Consider the following 15,414-nt stretch of genomic DNA (forward strand, 5'->3'; position numbering starts at 1 on the left):
GGAAAAAAGGCGTAATGGACATTAGTGAGTTACAAGGATTTTAAGCACACTTTTGTCATATAAGCCAACTTTTTTAGAAAGCGCAAAGACTTGGCCTAAAAAAGTGGTGGAGTGGGACGGTAATAAAGATGATCTTACCGCCCCACCGAATAAATCGTCGTTTTATTCGATGCTGCATTGTTTGAGCGGTATCCCATCGAGCGTGAGAATGGTGAAGGTGCCGTGCTCGTAGGTGGCAAAGGTCGGAGGATTGCCTCCTTTGGGAAAGGTGATGGAGCCGGTGTTGCAGACGATGCCTTGCGCGTCACGCGACAGTTGCCAAAGGTGGGTGTGCCCATAGATGATGGCATCGAAATGGCCTTTGGGACGGTGATCCTTGTTGTAGATGTGACCATGCGTGAGTAGCAGCTTATGTCCCTCGTCAACCAAGAGCATATAGTCTTGCATGATGGGAAAGTCGAGCAGCATTTGGTCGACTTCTGAATCGCAATTACCTCTGATGGCCACAATTTTGTCGGCCATGGCGTTGAGCTTTTCGGCTATTTCCTTCGGGTTTAATCCTTCGGGAACGCCATTGCGCGGGCCGTAATTAATGATGTCGCCTAAAATGCAGAGCATATCGCAGCGTAGGGTGTGAAAGTGACTGAGCACCTTTTCTAACGTCGGCCATGCGCCATGAATGTCGGATACAAGTAGATATTTCATTTTTTATGGGTTTTAATGGTGTGTCACTTTTTTTGTTGCATAAATGTGCCGTCAAATGCAATCTGCTCTTCATGGAGCAGTTGTGCCAGCGCCTCTTCCAAATCTTTTTTGGCAAATTGGAGTGTCTGCATTTCTGCCATGCCATGGGGCTCGCCATCGGCCAGCAGCTGTAGGATGGCTGTCTGGCAGGTGGACGCTTCATCGGCAGATTGACGTTTTCTTTCGAGGCAGACGTCACATTGGTTACAATCCTTCTGCATCTCCTCGCCAAAATATGCTAACAGTTGGCGGCTGCGACAGATGTGGCTGTTTTCAGCGTAGTTGATGAAGGCCTGAATGCGCTTTTCGAATTCGCCCTTTCGGTCTTCATAAACCTCTGATGTGATGTTGAGCCGATGGCCGTCGACTCTATCGCGCAGATAGTGGATGAAGGGCATTTTGCGCTGCGGAATGAAGTGCACGATGCGGCGCTCGGTCAGTCCTTTTAAAATGAGATAGACTTCTTGCGGAGTGAGTCCTGCGCGTTGGGCAATGAGTTGCTCGTCGATGTAGACGTAATCGTTGAAAACGCCGCCATAGAGGCGCAGGATAGCTTCGATGGTGGCATCTTCTTTGGGTGCGAGGTGATCTAAATAGTAGAGTTGGTCGCGCGAGAGCAAGAATAGAATTCGGGCGCAACTGCTGGGGTCGTCTTCGTAGACGATGTGGCCTAACTGTGATAGAATGTGGAGGGCAGCCGTGGTGTAAATGATAGAGAGCTGATAGATTTGGCAAAACTTGTTGATGTCGAAGCTGAACGTGTGGCCCACGCCGCTGTCGATGCCAATCTGAAAGTAGTAGGCCAAGCTGTCGTAGACCTTTCGGATATAATCTTTTGGGGGAAAGTTGTCACCAATGCGCTTTTGCAGCTTTCGTGCATCAACCGAGTTATACAGCAACACGGCGTATGCCTTTTTACCGTCTCTTCCGGCACGTCCCGCCTCTTGGAAATAGGCTTCGATAGAGTCGGGACCATCAACGTGCACCACAAGGCGCACGTCGGGTTTGTCGATGCCCATGCCAAACGCATTCGTGGCTACCATGACGCGCACATGATTATTCATCCATTCTTCTTGCCGCATGTTTTTGGTGAAATGCTCCAGCCCCGCATGATAGGAGGTGGCTGTGATGTTGTTGTCTTGCAACAGCTGTGCAATTTCCTTTGTTTTCTTGCGGCTTCGCACGTAGACGATGGCGCAACCAGGAACAGCGTGCAGAATATGCACCAACTCGGCTTCCTTATCAGCAGCAATGCGCACAACGTAGGCCAAGTTCTTGCGTTCGAAGCTCATTCTGAACACGTTTCTCTCGTGGAAGGCCAAACGCTGTTGGATATCGTCAATCACTTTGAGCGTGGCGGTTGCGGTGAGTGCTAGGATGGGAGCTTCGGGTTTTATTTTTCTGAGGTTGATGATTTGTAAGTAGGCGGGTCGGAAATCATAGCCCCATTGGCTGATGCAATGGGCTTCGTCGACGGTGATGAAACTCACGTGCATGTGGCTCACTTTCTTTTGAAAGAGTGGGCTACCGATGCGCTCGGGCGAAACATAAAGCAGTTTGATGGCGCCGAAGACGGCATTTTCAAGGGTCTTCAGAATCTCGTTTCGTGTCATGCCCGAGTAGATTGCTGCTGCACTGATGCCCTTGGCCTTCAAATGGTCTACTTGGTCTTTCATAAGTGCAATGAGCGGTGTGATGACGATGCACACGCCGTCTAAAGCTAAGGCCGGAACTTGAAACGTGATGGACTTTCCGCCGCCCGTGGGCATCAGTCCCAACGTGTCTTTACCACTACAAATGCTTTGGATAATCTCTTCCTGAATGCCGCGAAAGTTGTCGTAGCCCCAATGTTCGCGCAGAATTTGGCGATAGTCCATCTTGAGTAACTATTCTTCGGTGATTGGTTCGGTAGGTGTGCCGGCTTCTTCGGCTCTGATGTCTTCAATCTGCAGTTGAACTTGATTGCGTTTAAAGACGTTGGCCTCTAATGTGTAGGCAATGTCGAAAGCGCGTTTGCTTTTGATGTAGCGTGCAGCGGCGCTTTGGCCAAAGGCAATGCCATTGACAATGGTGCTCGATTTCGAGTCGACCAATTCTAATTTAATGTGCTCTTGCTCGCGGCCAACGACCTTACTGGTGCCGTAGTCGTAGACGCCCAATGTGGCAAACACCGGCTTTGTGCATTCAGGTCCGAAGGGAGAAAAGTTTTTCAAATCGTGGAAGAATTTTCTGCTAATATCTTTGAAGTCAATCAGCGCATCGATGTGCAATGTTGCTTCGGTTTGTTCGGGTGCAATATGTTCTTCCACATATTGCTGAAACAACGTTTTGAATTTGGGAATATCGTCCCAGCGCAGCGTCAACCCCGCGGCATAGGTGTGACCGCCGAAATTGAGTAGCAGGTCGCGACAGCTCTTAATTGCGGCATAGACATCAAACCCGGCCACGCTGCGTGCCGAACCGCTGGCCAAGTCACCATCGCGTGTGAGCACCACCGTTGGCCGATAATAAATCTCCGTCAGGCGAGAGGCCACGATGCCGACGACACCTTTTTTCCAATTCTCATCATAGAGCACGATGCTCGATTGATGCTTTTGCGTTTCCAGCTTCGAGACAATGAGGTTGGCTTCTTCGGTCATCTGCTTGTCAATGTCTTTGCGTTGCTCGTTGTATTGGTCAATGTGCCGCGCTTTTTCGAGGGCGTTGGCATAGTCGTTTTCAACCAACAGTTCGACGCTCTCCCGACCATTCTCCATGCGGCCCGACGCATTGATGCGAGGACCGATGCGGAAGCAGATTTCGCTCATCGACAGCTCACGATTGGCCAGATTGCACACCTCGATAATGGCTTTCAGTCCGAGGCTTGGGTTTTGGTTGAGTTGTTTCAAGCCATAATAGGCCATGATGCGGTTTTCCTCAACCACAGGCACCAAGTCGGCGGCTATCGACACGGCGCAGAAGTCGAGAAACGGAGAGAGTTTGGAGAACGGGATGCCATTGTTTTTGGCCCAACCCTGCATGAATTTAAAGCCCACGCCGCAGCCGCAGAGATGCTTAAAGGGATAGCGGTCGTCGGGGCGTTTGGGATTGAGGATGGCCACTGCCGGCGGCATTGCCTCGTCGGGCACATGGTGGTCGCAAATGATGAAATCGATGCCCAACTCCTTGGCGTAGGCGATTTCGCCGATAGCCTTGATGCCGCAATCCAAAATGATGATGAGCTTCACGCCCGTCTCCCTTGCATACTCAATGCCTTTGCGGCTCACCCCGTAGCCCTCGTCGTAGCGGTTGGGAATGTAGTAATCGACGTTCGAATAGAACAGGCGCAGGAATTTATAGACCAAAGCCACCGCCGTGCAGCCATCCACATCATAATCGCCATAAACCATGACGCGCTCCTTGCGCCCCATGGCGTCGTTGAGCCTATCGACGGCCACGTCCATATCTTTCATTAAGAAAGGATTGATGAGGTTGGAGAGCTGCGGCCTGAAAAATCGTTTCGCCGCCGACTCGGTTGTGATGCCGCGTTGAATGAGGAGCTGCGCAAGGATGGGGCTCATCGAGAGCTTCTCGCCCAATTCGCAGGCTGCGGCCTGTTCTTGTGCCGTGGGGGCTATATAGTTCCATTTAAAGTGCATGTCTGTCTACCTTTCCGTATGCGAATAATTGATTGGTGCCATCAAGCTGATTTCAAGTTGTGAAACGCTGAAATCTGTGCTCAAAATTACAAAATAAAACGCAGATAGTGGAACATTTTCCTAACATTTATGCGATTTTAAGCCCATCTATACCTTTTCTGTGCCCTCTTTTTCGAGGCAGAAAACGGTGGTCATCGTGGTTGCCGTCCAAGCGGGAGTGCACCATCACAAACGCATGCTTTCGTCAACCCGAATGGGAATTTGGTCGCGCAAAAGGTTGCCGGAAGAGGCTCTGCTGACGGACTAAAACAAGAAAAGGTTGCCGGAAGAGGCTCTGCCGACAGACAAAAACGAAAAATGATCGCCGGAAGAGGCTCTGCAGACAGACAAAACGAAAAATGATCGCCGGAAGAGGCTCTGCCGACAGACAAAAACGAAAAATGATCGCCGGAAGAGGCTCCGCTGACGGACTAAAACAAGAAAAGGTTGCCGGAAGAGGCTCTGCTGACGGACTAAAACAAGAAAAGGTTGCCGGAAGAGGCTCTGCCGATGGACTAAAACAAGAAAAGGTTGCCGGAAGAGGCTCCGCCGATGGACTAAAACAAGAAAAGGTTGCCGGAAGAGGCTCCGCCGATGGACAAAAACAAGAGATGATTGCCGGAAGAGGCTCCGCCGATGGACAAACATGAGAAATGATTGCCGGCGAGGTGCTCGCCGATGGACAAATACAAGAAATGTATGCTGGCGAATAGTTCGCCGATGGACAAAATCAAGAAAAGGTTGCTGGCGAACAGTTCGCCGATGGACTAAATCAAGGAAAGTTACGTGGCAGAAGGGTTTGATGGAGGCTGGTAGGGTCGGTGCCTGTGTGCCCGACCGCGTCACCCTGCAAGGGGGCATCCATCGGTAGCGGGTGTGCATCATGCGCAATCTACAAACATTTCTACGCATGGAAACGCCTCCTTTGTGGCTGAGGGACGTGCTCTTTACGGATGGAAATGCCGCTGCGCGGACGTTCGGGCGGGCACACAGGCGCCGCCCCTACCATTTCTCATGTGGCTCCGTGTCCAAAGGTTGCCGGCGAACAGTTCGCCGGCGGACTAAACGGCTCATCGCAGGGTGTAGGCGGGCCCATCGGGCTTATTGGGCGCGGCGAACAGGCGTTGGCTTCCACCTTTTTTATATTGTTCTTGCGTATCAATATGATTTTTTATAACTTTGTGCTCGGTTTTTGACGAAACGAAAGATTAAAAATGAATATCTCGTATAAATGGCTAAAGGAGTATGTCGATTTCACGCTCACTCCGCAGGAAACGGCCGATGCGCTTACATCAATCGGCTTAGAAGTTGACGCCTTGGAAGAGGTGCAAACCATAAAGGGTGGTTTGAAAGGGCTTTTCGTGGGGCAGGTGCTCTCGTGCGAGGCCCATCCCAACAGCGACCACCTGCACATCACGCAAGTTGATTTGGGGCGCGATGTGCCGAGCCAGATTGTTTGCGGCGCTGCCAACGTGGCCGCCGGGCAAAAGGTGATTGTGGCCGATTTGGGCTGCGTGCTTTATGATGGCGACGAAAGCTTCACCATCAAGAAGAGCAAATTGCGCGGCGTGGAGTCGATGGGCATGATTTGTGCCGAAGACGAAATTGGCGTGGGCTCGTCGCACGACGGCATCATTGTGTTGCCCGACGATGCGGTGGTGGGCACTCCGGCTGCAGAATATTATCACGTGGAGAGCGATTGGCTGATTGAGATTGACATCACGGCCAACCGTGGCGATGCGCTTTCGCACTATGGCGTGGCACGCGATCTCTATGCGTGGCTCAAGCAAAATGGCTATAAGACACGGCTGCATCGTCCCGATTGCGAGGCGTTTAGCGTGGACAACGAGTCGCTTCCTATTGCCGTGGAGATTGAAAACCGCGAGGCTTGCAAGCGCTATGCTTGCGTGAGCATCAGCAACTGCGACATCAAAGAGAGTCCAGAGTGGCTGCAAAACAAATTGCGCACCGTGGGGCTGCGACCAATCAATAATATCGTCGACATCACCAACTACGTCATGATGGCCTACGGACAGCCCATGCACTGCTTTGATGCCGACATGGTTGAGGGCCATCAGATTGTGGTGCGCACCGAACCTCAAGGAACTCCATTCGTCACCTTAGATGGCGAAGAGCGCACATTGGACGAGCACGACCTCTGCATTTGCAATGCCCGCGAGCCCATGTGCATTGCGGGTGTGTTGGGCGGAAAGGGCAGCGGAACCTATGCAACAACCCATAGCGTGGTGTTGGAGGCAGCCTATTTCCATCCCACTTGGATTCGCAAGACGGCGCGTCGGCACGGGCTCAGCACGGATGCCAGCTATCGGTTTGAGCGCGGCATCAATCCCGACGATGTCGTTTATGCCTTGAAGCAAGCGGCCATCTTGTGCAAAGAACTCACGGGCGGACAGGTTTCCATGTCCATCAACGACGTTTATCCCTCGCCCATTGAGGGCAGCCGCGTGAGCTTGTCCTACGATTATGTGCATCGGCTCATCGGGAAAGAGATTGGCGCCGACACCATCAAGCGCATTGCAGAGGGCTTGGAGATGAGGGTGCTCTCGGAAAATGAAGAGGGATTGGAATTGCTCGTGCCCGCTTATCGTAGCGACGTGCAACGTCCGTGCGATGTGGTGGAAGATATGCTGCGCATCTATGGTTATAATAATGTGGAAATATCCAATCACTTGAGCAGCGCTTTGGTCATCGCCGGCGAAGAGGATGAGAGCCATCATCTGCGCAATCTGATAGCCGAGCAGTTGGTGGGCAATGGATTTTATGAGATATTGAACAACTCGCTCACGAAACTCTCTTATTATGCCGGGCACGAATGGACGGCCTATCCCGAAGCACGAACGGTGAAGATTATAAACCCTTTGAGCACCGATTTAGGGGTGATGCGCCAGACGATGCTCTTCGGTGGTTTGGAGAGTTTGGTGCGCAACATCAACCGCAAGAACAGCAACCTGCGCTTCTTCGAATTTGGTAATGTCTATCAATATACAAAGGAGAAGTGGGAGAGCGACCATCCCGACAAGGCCTATAGCCAGGATTTGCATTTGTCACTCTGGCTGACGGGCAAGCAGGTGGAAGGCTCATGGTTGCAGGCCAATGCCTACAGTAGCGTGTTTGAGCTAAAGGCCTATCTGCACAACATCTTTGTACGTGTGGGTGTTCCGGTCGAGAAACTGAGCATCACGGTCAGTGAGAACAACATCTTCAGCGCAGGCTTGACTTACAGCACACGCAATGGCAAAGTGCTTGCCGAGATAGGTGTCTTGTCGTCGGCTGTGTGCAAAGAATTTTCGATTGGGCAAGCCGTGTATTACGCCGACGTCGATTGGGAAGCACTGATGCGTGAGGTGCGCAAACAAAAGGTTGAGTACCAGGAAATCAGCAAATATCCCGCTGTGAGTCGCGATTTGGCCTTGCTGCTTGACAAGGATGTTTCGTTTGCGCAGATAGTGCAAATCGCTAAGCAAACCGAGAAGAAGCTGTTGCAGCGCGTTGAACTCTTCGATGTGTATGAAGGCAAGAACTTGCCCGAAGGCAAAAAGAGTTATGCGGTGAACTTCATTCTGCAGGATGCCGAGAAAACGCTCAACGATAAAGCGATTGATGCCATCATGCAGAAGCTGATTAAGCAGCTCACCACGCAGTTGGGCGCTGAATTGCGCTAACAAACGGCAGTATGTCAGGCTAACGAACCAAGTATAAATCATAAGAAAATAGAATAAAAATGGGAAGAGCATTTGAATATCGCAAAGCAACAAAGCTAAAGCGATGGGGGCACATGGCCCGCGTGTTTACGAAATTGGGTAAACAAATAGCAATCGCAGTAAAGGCCGGTGGACCGGAACCGGAAAATAACCCGACGCTTCGTGCTTTGATAGCCAACTGCAAGCGCGAAAACATGCCGAAAGATAACATTGAACGCGCAATTAAAAACGCGATGGGAAAAGACCAAAGCGAATATAAGGAGGTGACCTATGAAGGTTATGGTCCTCACGGCGTGGCCGTTTTTGTCGACACCTTGACCGACAACACTACGCGCACCGTGGCCGATGTGCGCTCCATCTTCAACAAGTTTAATGGCAACATGGGCACAACGGGCAGTCTGTCATTCCTGTTCGATCACAAATGTGTGTTCACCTTTAAGAAAAAGGAAGGACTGGATATGGACGAGTTGGTGCTCGACCTCATCGATTATGGCGTTGAAGACGAGTATGACGAAGACGACGAGACGAATGAGGTTACCATTTATGGCGACCCGAAAGAGTTTGGCAACATTCAAAAACATTTAGAGTCTGAAGGCTTTGAAGTGACGGGAGCTGAATTCACTTATATACCAAACGACCTCAAAGACGTGACACCCGAAGAGCGCGAAACGATTGACAAGATGGTTGAACGCTTGGAAGAGTTTGACGATGTGCAAACGGTTTACACCAACATGAAACCAGAGGCGGTTGAATAAGTCATTGCATGATAAAAGCGAAAAGAGTGGCGCACGGCTGTGTTGCCACTCTTTTTTATTTTGCTCGAATCCTGAGCAGCAATCCAGAACGACACCCGTTTATCCGTTGCAGAACGCATAAAAACGAAGAAAACGTTTATGTTATCGCTTGCATAGGCTATGCAAGCACCATTTTTCATGTTTTGGCATTTGCATAAGCTATGCAAGCACCGTTTTTTGCGTTTTGGCATTTGCATAAGCTATGCAAGCACCGTTTTTTACGTTTTGTCATTTGCATAGGCTATGCAAGCACTGTTTTTTATGTTTTGCCATTTGCATAGGCTATGCAAGCACCATTTTTTACGTTTTGGCATTTGCATAAGCTATGCAAGCATCGTTTTTTATATTTTGTCATTTGCATAGGCTATGCAAGCACCATTTTTTATGTTTTGCCATTTTTGCATAGGCTATACGCGAGTCCGGGGTTTTAGTATGAATTATATTAATAAAAAGGTATATTTGTACAATGACAACAAAAGAGAATTTTTCAGCAGGTTCCCAGCAGAGAACATCAGAATCCTTATTAAAGGATATTCGCCGTAACACGAAACGAATTTTTACTTCAGAACAAAAGGTATTGATTGTGATGGAAGGAATCCGTGGCGAACAGAGCATCGCAGAGCTCTGCCGCAAGTATGGCATATCTGATAGTACTTATTACAAATGGAACAAGGAGTTTATTGAGGCTGGGAAAGCTCGCCTTGATGGTGACATCGTCCGTGAAGCAACAAGTGACGAGGTGAAGGAGCTTCGTCAGGAAAATATTCGCTTAAAGGAAGCCCTTGCCGATTTGGTAGTGAGATATGACGTTGTGAGACCTCTGCAAAACCCCATATAGATAGCGAAATCATAAACCCAAATCGGTCATTAGAAACTTATTCTCTATATTTTTAATGACCGTCATTGAGAGTGTAAATAAACTGTGTCATACTACAATAAGATTAGTTTTACACAGTTTACTTTACACTCTCGTAAGATGATTAAAAACAAACATTGGGCATGTGGAAACTTCCGCCATACCCAATATTCTTATTTTAAAAATCCTCTTCTTCACTCATAGAGGATGCCTCCACATCTAAATTATCTGGATCTTCATCATAAGTGGTTCGATAACTCTCTTCGATTAATTTGTCATCATCATAAGAGTCGTCTCCCTCTTCTTCTTCATCGTTTTCTTCAAACTCATCATCGAGGGTAATCTCTTCTTCTGCATCAGGATTTAAGTTATCTTCGTCTTCGAAGTTGTCATCATCGTCATCATCTGATACTTCTTTTATGGTCTGTACTTCAGGTTTTTCCTTTGCAAAGATAGCTTCTACCCAAGTTCCTTTCTCTACTTCTAAAACCTCATAGCCATCCTTAATTTTCTTTTCATACATACCACCTGGCTTGTGTAGACGATCTTTAGGCAGCGTTGTCGTACTAATATCAAACCCTCGTTCTATAATATCTTGGATGCTTTGAGGTACACCCTCCCAGCCACTTCCAAAGTTACGGTCTAACACTTCTAACAGCTTTGTGGCTGAGATGTGGCGTATATTCTCATACGTGAGATCGGTTACACGCAGAATCGGTTTCTTTTTAATGGCCCATTTTATTTTAGCACTATCATCCAGTCTCACAAAGCCCACCTTAAAGCCTCGCTCTTCAAACTTAGCAATCACTTCCGGTTTATCAATTTTTACCTCCTCAATATCGAAAGCACTTTTGACAATATCCACATAGTGGCGCATGTTTTCTTTCAAGTCGCTTTCTCTTTCAGCGGTGTCTAAGAGACGGAATACATCATTTTCTTGAATATCCCAAATATTACTCTTTGTCAGAGTCCTTAAAGTAAGAGATTTTTGTTGCTTCATAAATACTATTTTCTTTGCTGCAAAAGTATATACTTTGCCCCACATGCACAAACTTTTAATTGATATTTTTTTTGCGGTATCACGCGATTTCTTTATTTTTGCACCAAATTATGAGCGAGCCATTAGCAGAAAGAATGCGTCCTCGAACGCTTGATGATTATGTGGGACAGCAACATCTAATAGGGAGAGATGCTGTCTTGCGTAAAATGATAGAAGCAAAACATATTTCTTCTTTTATTTTATGGGGCCCTCCAGGGGTTGGAAAGACGACGATAGCACAAATCGTCGCTAACAAGTTGGAGACACCTTTCTACACATTGAGTGCAGTCACGAGTGGCGTAAAGGAGGTTCGTGAAGTAATTGATAAAGCAAAGAATAATCGTTTTTTCAACACCACCTCCCCGATATTGTTTATTGACGAGATTCATCGTTTCAGTAAATCGCAGCAAGATTCTTTGCTCGGGGCTGTGGAACGTGGCGTTGTCACGTTGATAGGTGCCACGACAGAGAATCCTTCGTTTGAAGTTATTCGTCCACTGTTGTCACGATGCCAACTTTATGTTTTAAAGGCTTTGACCAAGGATGACTTGCTGCTGTTGGCGAAACGTGCAATCAATACCGATGTGGAGTTGCGGAAAAAGCATATCGTGCTGCAAGAAACGGAAGCACTTTTGCGGTATAGTGGAGGAGACGCTCGCAAACTTTTAAATATTTTAGAGTTAGTCGTCGAGGTTTCGGGAAAGGATGTTGTTGTGACGAATGCACTGGTTGAAGAGCGTCTCCAAACCAATCCCATGGCCTATGACAAAGAGGGTGAATTGCACTATGACATCATCTCAGCTTTCATCAAGAGCATTCGAGGAAGCGATCCTGATGCTGCGCTTTATTGGCTGGCACGCATGATTGAAGGAGGCGAGTCGCCACAATTCATCGCACGCCGCTTAATGATTAGCGCCGCAGAAGATATTGGTTTGGCCAATCCCAACGCATTGTTGTTGGCCAACACAGCTTTCGATGCCGTTATGAAGATAGGATGGCCCGAAGCACGCATCATCTTATCTGAGGTAACCACCTATTTAGCCACAAGCGCTAAGAGTAATTCGGCCTATTTGGCCATCGATGCGGCTTTAGCAAAAGTGCGTGAGACTGGCAATCTCCCTGTGCCTTTGCATCTACGTAATGCACCTACCAAGCTAATGGCTGAGTTGGGTTATCATGATGGCTATGCCTATCCACACGACTATCCAGATAACTCCACGCCGCAACAATATATGCCAGAGGCACTACAGGGCACGCGTTTATGGATAGGGCAGCACAACGCAGCTGAAGAAAAATTAAATCAACAGATGGTTAAAAATTGGGGTGACCGATTTAAAACCTGATTAAAAGATATTGAATCATGAAAATTGTAGAATTGGACGGTTATGCCGTCAATCCGGGCGACCTCAGCTTAGAGGCGTTAAAAGCTTATGGTGAGCTTGTTGTTTATGAACGAACAGCCGAACAAGATGTTGTTTCGCGTGCACAGGATGCCGAAATGCTGCTCATCAACAAAATCAATCTCACGGCAGCTATCCTGGCGCAGTTGCCCCGATTGCGCTATATCGGTGTGATGGCGACGGGCTATAACACGGTTGACATTGAGGCAGCTAAGGCACAGGGTATCGTTGTAACCAATATTCCTGCCTACAGCACCGATAGCGTGGCGCAGATGACCTTTGCCCACATTCTCAATCTTACCAATCAGGTGGCTCACTATGCGCAACGCAATCGTGAAGGGCGATGGAGTAAAAATGCTGACTTCTGCTATTGGGATACACCCTTGATAGAGCTACATGGTAAAACACTCGGCATCGTCGGGCTGGGCAACATCGGCTGCAAAGTGGCACAGATAGCCCACCAATTTGGCATGGATGTGTTTGCGCTCACCAGCCGCAACGCTGCCGATTTGCCCGAAGGCATTCAGAAAACCACTTGGGAAGGCCTGCTCGCGGCGAGCGACATCCTTACCTTGCATGCCCCTTTGACTGCCGGCACACAAATGATGGTGAATGGCGATACCCTGAAGAGAATGAAGCCTGGCGCACTGCTCATCAATACCAGCAGAGGCGGTTTGATCGATGAACAAGCTGTAGCCGAAGCCTTGGCTACCGGACAGTTGGGTGGCTATGGCGCCGATGTGATGACAATCGAACCCCCTGCTTCCGACAATCCGTTGCTCCACGCGCCAAATGCCTATATCACACCCCATATTGCATGGGCCACGAAAGCCGCACGCCAACGTTTGCTCGACATTTGCATCGAGAATATCAAAGCCTTTCTAGCCGGTGCACCGCAGAATGTTGTCAATCCCTAAGCTCACAAAACATGTTGGCTGCAAATTTAGAATTGGCACACACAGTGCAACAAATCATCGAGTTCATAGGTACGTTTGCCTTTGCCATCTCAGGCATCCGCATGGCCGCTGCCAAGCATTTCGATTGGTTCGGAGGCTTCGTCTGCGGTTTTGCTGTAGCCATTGGTGGCGGAACCATTCGCGATGTGATGTTGGGAGCCATCCCCTTTTGGATGACCTCTACCATCTACATCATCTGCACCATCATCGCCATGTTAGTGGTGATAGTTTTTGCCAAGTCGCTCATTCGCTGGGAGAACGCCTGGCTCACTTTCGACACCTTTGGCTTAGCCCTCTTCACCATTGCAGGATTGCAAAAAACCCTGCAATACGATCATCCGTTTTGGGTGGCCATCATCATGGGCTGCATCACGGGAGTTGCCGGCGGCATCATCCGCGATGTGTTGCTCAACCAAGAGCCCGTCATTTTTCAAAAAGACATCTACGCCATGGCCAGTGTCGCAGGCGGCCTGCTCTATTGGCTGCTCTTCAAGCTCGAGGTCAATGTGGGGCTCACCTCCATCGTCGCCTTCTTAGCCATCTGCTGCATCCGTTTCTTAGCCATCAAATACCACATCTCGTTGCCCATTTTGCGCGATGAAATCAAAGACCATTCATAACCCCAATAACCAATTCCATTGAGCTGTACCCGCCTGACATCAGATAACACATACCCATTTACACATAAGATTTATTGCCCAATATGCTCTTACTGGGCGATACGGCATTTTCATGTGTAAACAAATGAACAAATGGCCCAACACACTCGGGAGCGGAAATGCATCGCGCACTCCCGCCCAAACGAAACCGTAAGGGCAACGCCTGTGTGGAGGCTGCTGAAAAAGTAAAATGGACTTTCATATTGTAAGTGGGTAAAGTAAACCAGGCCCCAAATTCAGCCTAAAATCGGCGTAATGGACATTTGGTAGGCTGGTTATTCCAGCCTACTTTTCTGTATTTATGAATCTATCTATAAACTTCTTTTTATTAGCTTCATTCAATCCATTATGATTATGCAGTGCTCTTTTAAGTTGTGAGTTAAATCCTTCCAATACGTTTGTTGTATTCGGTATCTGTATTTCTGGGTGTTCCTCACACGTATAGAGCCATGTCAGATGTGTCTTAATAGAACGTCTTGCCGTTCTCAGTCTTCTGTGTGTATAGGTCGTCCTGCCCGAGATTAGAAGAGTTCGTTCATTCAGGAACTCTTTCCATTTATCACACCATTTATCAAAAGCTGTTATAAACTCGTCTTTCCCCAAAGAGAACATCCTTCTCATTAATGCCAATAGTTCAATGCCTGCAGGTAAATGTGGATTGTTTGTAAGAAGCCTTCTAACTATCTGAAATTGGTGAAATTGACACATTTGTACGGAACAGAAATGTATAGATTGTAAAAGTCCTGCATGCCCATCACACACCACTGCTTTTATCATAGTTCCACACTCCGCAATATACCGAAGTCCGTCAAGATAATCTCTGTTAGTTTCGTTTTTGACAAACTTGCGATAGAGTATTTTGCCTGATGAAGCATCCTGAAACAGCATCACACCAAATGTCCTGGAAAAGTATGTTGTATCCAGTATTATTACTGCAGATTTGGGGTAAGTAGCAGTAAAGCTATCTACTACTAAGCTCAACCTACGTCGTATGGTTCGCTCTGAACATTTATAAAGAGTGGATAGATCAGAAATCGTTCGATTTGCCGTCAGATAGTCATTCCATAGAGAAATATTATTTATACGCAGACCACCTTGAAATTGTCTACCACAATCCCTGCAAAGATACATCTGAACAGTACGTCGATGCCCATTCTTTTTAACATTTGAGCTATTACAGAAGATACAGTTTTTTTATTCATAGGTTTTCAAATGCTGCAAAGGTAGTAAATAAAAGGATTCAGAGAGGTTTTCAGCCTACCAAATGTCCATTACGTTGAAAACACATGCGTGAGATGCTGGGGATGTTTCGCTTGTTTTTTGAGAAAAATGAGCGAGAATAGCTATTCTCATAAAACCCTACCCATCGTAAAAGTGTTATTTCGCTATCAACTGAAAGATTTAACATGCGCGAGGGACTACTTTTTATATATTTTAATTATATTTGCACCAACTTAGTCAAATCGGGGTTCATCCCCACAACCTATTCTTAAAATTTCAGTTAAAACTATGCAAAAGAAATTGCATCTCCTATTGAGCCTGATGCTGTTGTGCGCAACGACGGTCA

At 47.8% G+C, this 15,414-nt stretch carries 12 protein-coding genes and 2 pseudogenes; 8 read left to right on the forward strand and 6 right to left on the reverse strand.

All coding sequences use genetic code 11. The features are described from left to right. Positions 1-162: 162 nt before the first annotated feature. The 3 genes from yfcE to recJ are packed head-to-tail and all read right to left on the reverse strand — an operon-like array spanning position 163 to position 4,382. Positions 163-705: a phosphodiesterase gene (yfcE, locus tag HMPREF9431_RS03090; protein WP_004379637.1), complete on the reverse strand. Its 543-nt coding sequence runs from the start codon at positions 703-705 to the stop codon at positions 163-165. Between the two features lie 23 nt (positions 706-728). Further along, positions 729-2,621: a RecQ family ATP-dependent DNA helicase gene (locus HMPREF9431_RS03095; RefSeq protein ID WP_004379638.1), complete on the reverse strand. Its 1,893-nt coding sequence runs from the start codon at positions 2,619-2,621 to the stop codon at positions 729-731. A 9-nt stretch (positions 2,622-2,630) separates the two neighbouring features. Next, entirely contained in the window at positions 2,631-4,382 is a 1,752-nt protein-coding gene (gene recJ / locus HMPREF9431_RS03100; protein WP_004379639.1) for a single-stranded-DNA-specific exonuclease RecJ, read from the reverse strand. 398 nt (positions 4,383-4,780) lie between these two features. Between recJ and HMPREF9431_RS03105 the strand changes: the two genes are divergently transcribed. The 5 genes and pseudogenes from HMPREF9431_RS03105 to HMPREF9431_RS03130 all read left to right on the forward strand — a co-directional run. After that, complete coding sequence (locus tag HMPREF9431_RS03105) at positions 4,781-5,071, forward strand: hypothetical protein (RefSeq protein ID WP_040560761.1); 291 nt, start codon at positions 4,781-4,783, stop codon at positions 5,069-5,071. 303 nt (positions 5,072-5,374) lie between these two features. After that, the gene (locus HMPREF9431_RS03110; protein ID WP_040560762.1) at positions 5,375-5,617 is read left to right on the forward strand and encodes a hypothetical protein; all 243 of its coding nucleotides are present in this window, start codon (positions 5,375-5,377) and stop codon (positions 5,615-5,617) included. Between the two features lie 18 nt (positions 5,618-5,635). After that, entirely contained in the window at positions 5,636-8,104 is a 2,469-nt protein-coding gene (gene pheT / locus HMPREF9431_RS03115; protein WP_004379641.1) for a phenylalanine--tRNA ligase subunit beta, read from the forward strand. A gap of 59 nt (positions 8,105-8,163) precedes the next feature. After that, positions 8,164-8,898, forward strand: coding sequence for a YebC/PmpR family DNA-binding transcriptional regulator (locus tag HMPREF9431_RS03120; protein WP_004379642.1), 735 nt, complete (start codon positions 8,164-8,166; stop codon positions 8,896-8,898). A gap of 505 nt (positions 8,899-9,403) precedes the next feature. Beyond that, positions 9,404-9,736 (forward strand): annotated as a pseudogene (locus HMPREF9431_RS03130) (transposase); the annotation flags it as partial. Between the two features lie 235 nt (positions 9,737-9,971). On the opposite strand, the gene HMPREF9431_RS03135 reads toward HMPREF9431_RS03130, so the two are convergent. After that, positions 9,972-10,793, reverse strand: a complete 822-nt coding sequence (locus HMPREF9431_RS03135) for a hypothetical protein (RefSeq protein ID WP_040561083.1) — start codon at positions 10,791-10,793, stop codon at positions 9,972-9,974. 110 nt (positions 10,794-10,903) lie between these two features. On the opposite strand from HMPREF9431_RS03135, the gene HMPREF9431_RS03140 reads away from it, so the two are divergent. From HMPREF9431_RS03140 to HMPREF9431_RS03150, 3 genes are read left to right on the forward strand one after another with little or no spacing between them, the layout of a single operon-like run. Continuing rightward, positions 10,904-12,175, forward strand: coding sequence for a replication-associated recombination protein A (locus HMPREF9431_RS03140; protein WP_004379646.1), 1,272 nt, complete (start codon positions 10,904-10,906; stop codon positions 12,173-12,175). A 17-nt stretch (positions 12,176-12,192) separates the two neighbouring features. After that, a complete protein-coding gene (locus tag HMPREF9431_RS03145; protein ID WP_004379647.1) occupies positions 12,193-13,149 on the forward strand; it encodes a D-2-hydroxyacid dehydrogenase in 957 nt (318 codons plus the stop codon). An 11-nt stretch (positions 13,150-13,160) separates the two neighbouring features. After that, on the forward strand, positions 13,161-13,808 hold the full coding sequence (locus tag HMPREF9431_RS03150; protein WP_004379648.1) for a trimeric intracellular cation channel family protein: 648 nt from the start codon (positions 13,161-13,163) through the stop codon (positions 13,806-13,808). A 324-nt stretch (positions 13,809-14,132) separates the two neighbouring features. Here HMPREF9431_RS03150 and HMPREF9431_RS13660 read toward each other — a convergent pair whose 3' ends face one another. Together HMPREF9431_RS13660 and HMPREF9431_RS13745 are read right to left on the reverse strand one after the other, a co-directional pair. Next, positions 14,133-14,978, reverse strand: coding sequence for an IS256 family transposase, variant Zn-binding type (locus HMPREF9431_RS13660; protein ID WP_004379649.1), 846 nt, complete (start codon positions 14,976-14,978; stop codon positions 14,133-14,135). 6 nt (positions 14,979-14,984) lie between these two features. Next, positions 14,985-15,032, reverse strand: a pseudogene (locus HMPREF9431_RS13745) (hypothetical protein); the annotation flags it as partial. Between the last annotated feature and the right edge of the window lie 382 nt (positions 15,033-15,414).

Source organism: Segatella oulorum F0390 (genome assembly GCF_000224615.1).
Taxonomy (GTDB): domain Bacteria; phylum Bacteroidota; class Bacteroidia; order Bacteroidales; family Bacteroidaceae; genus Prevotella; species Prevotella oulorum.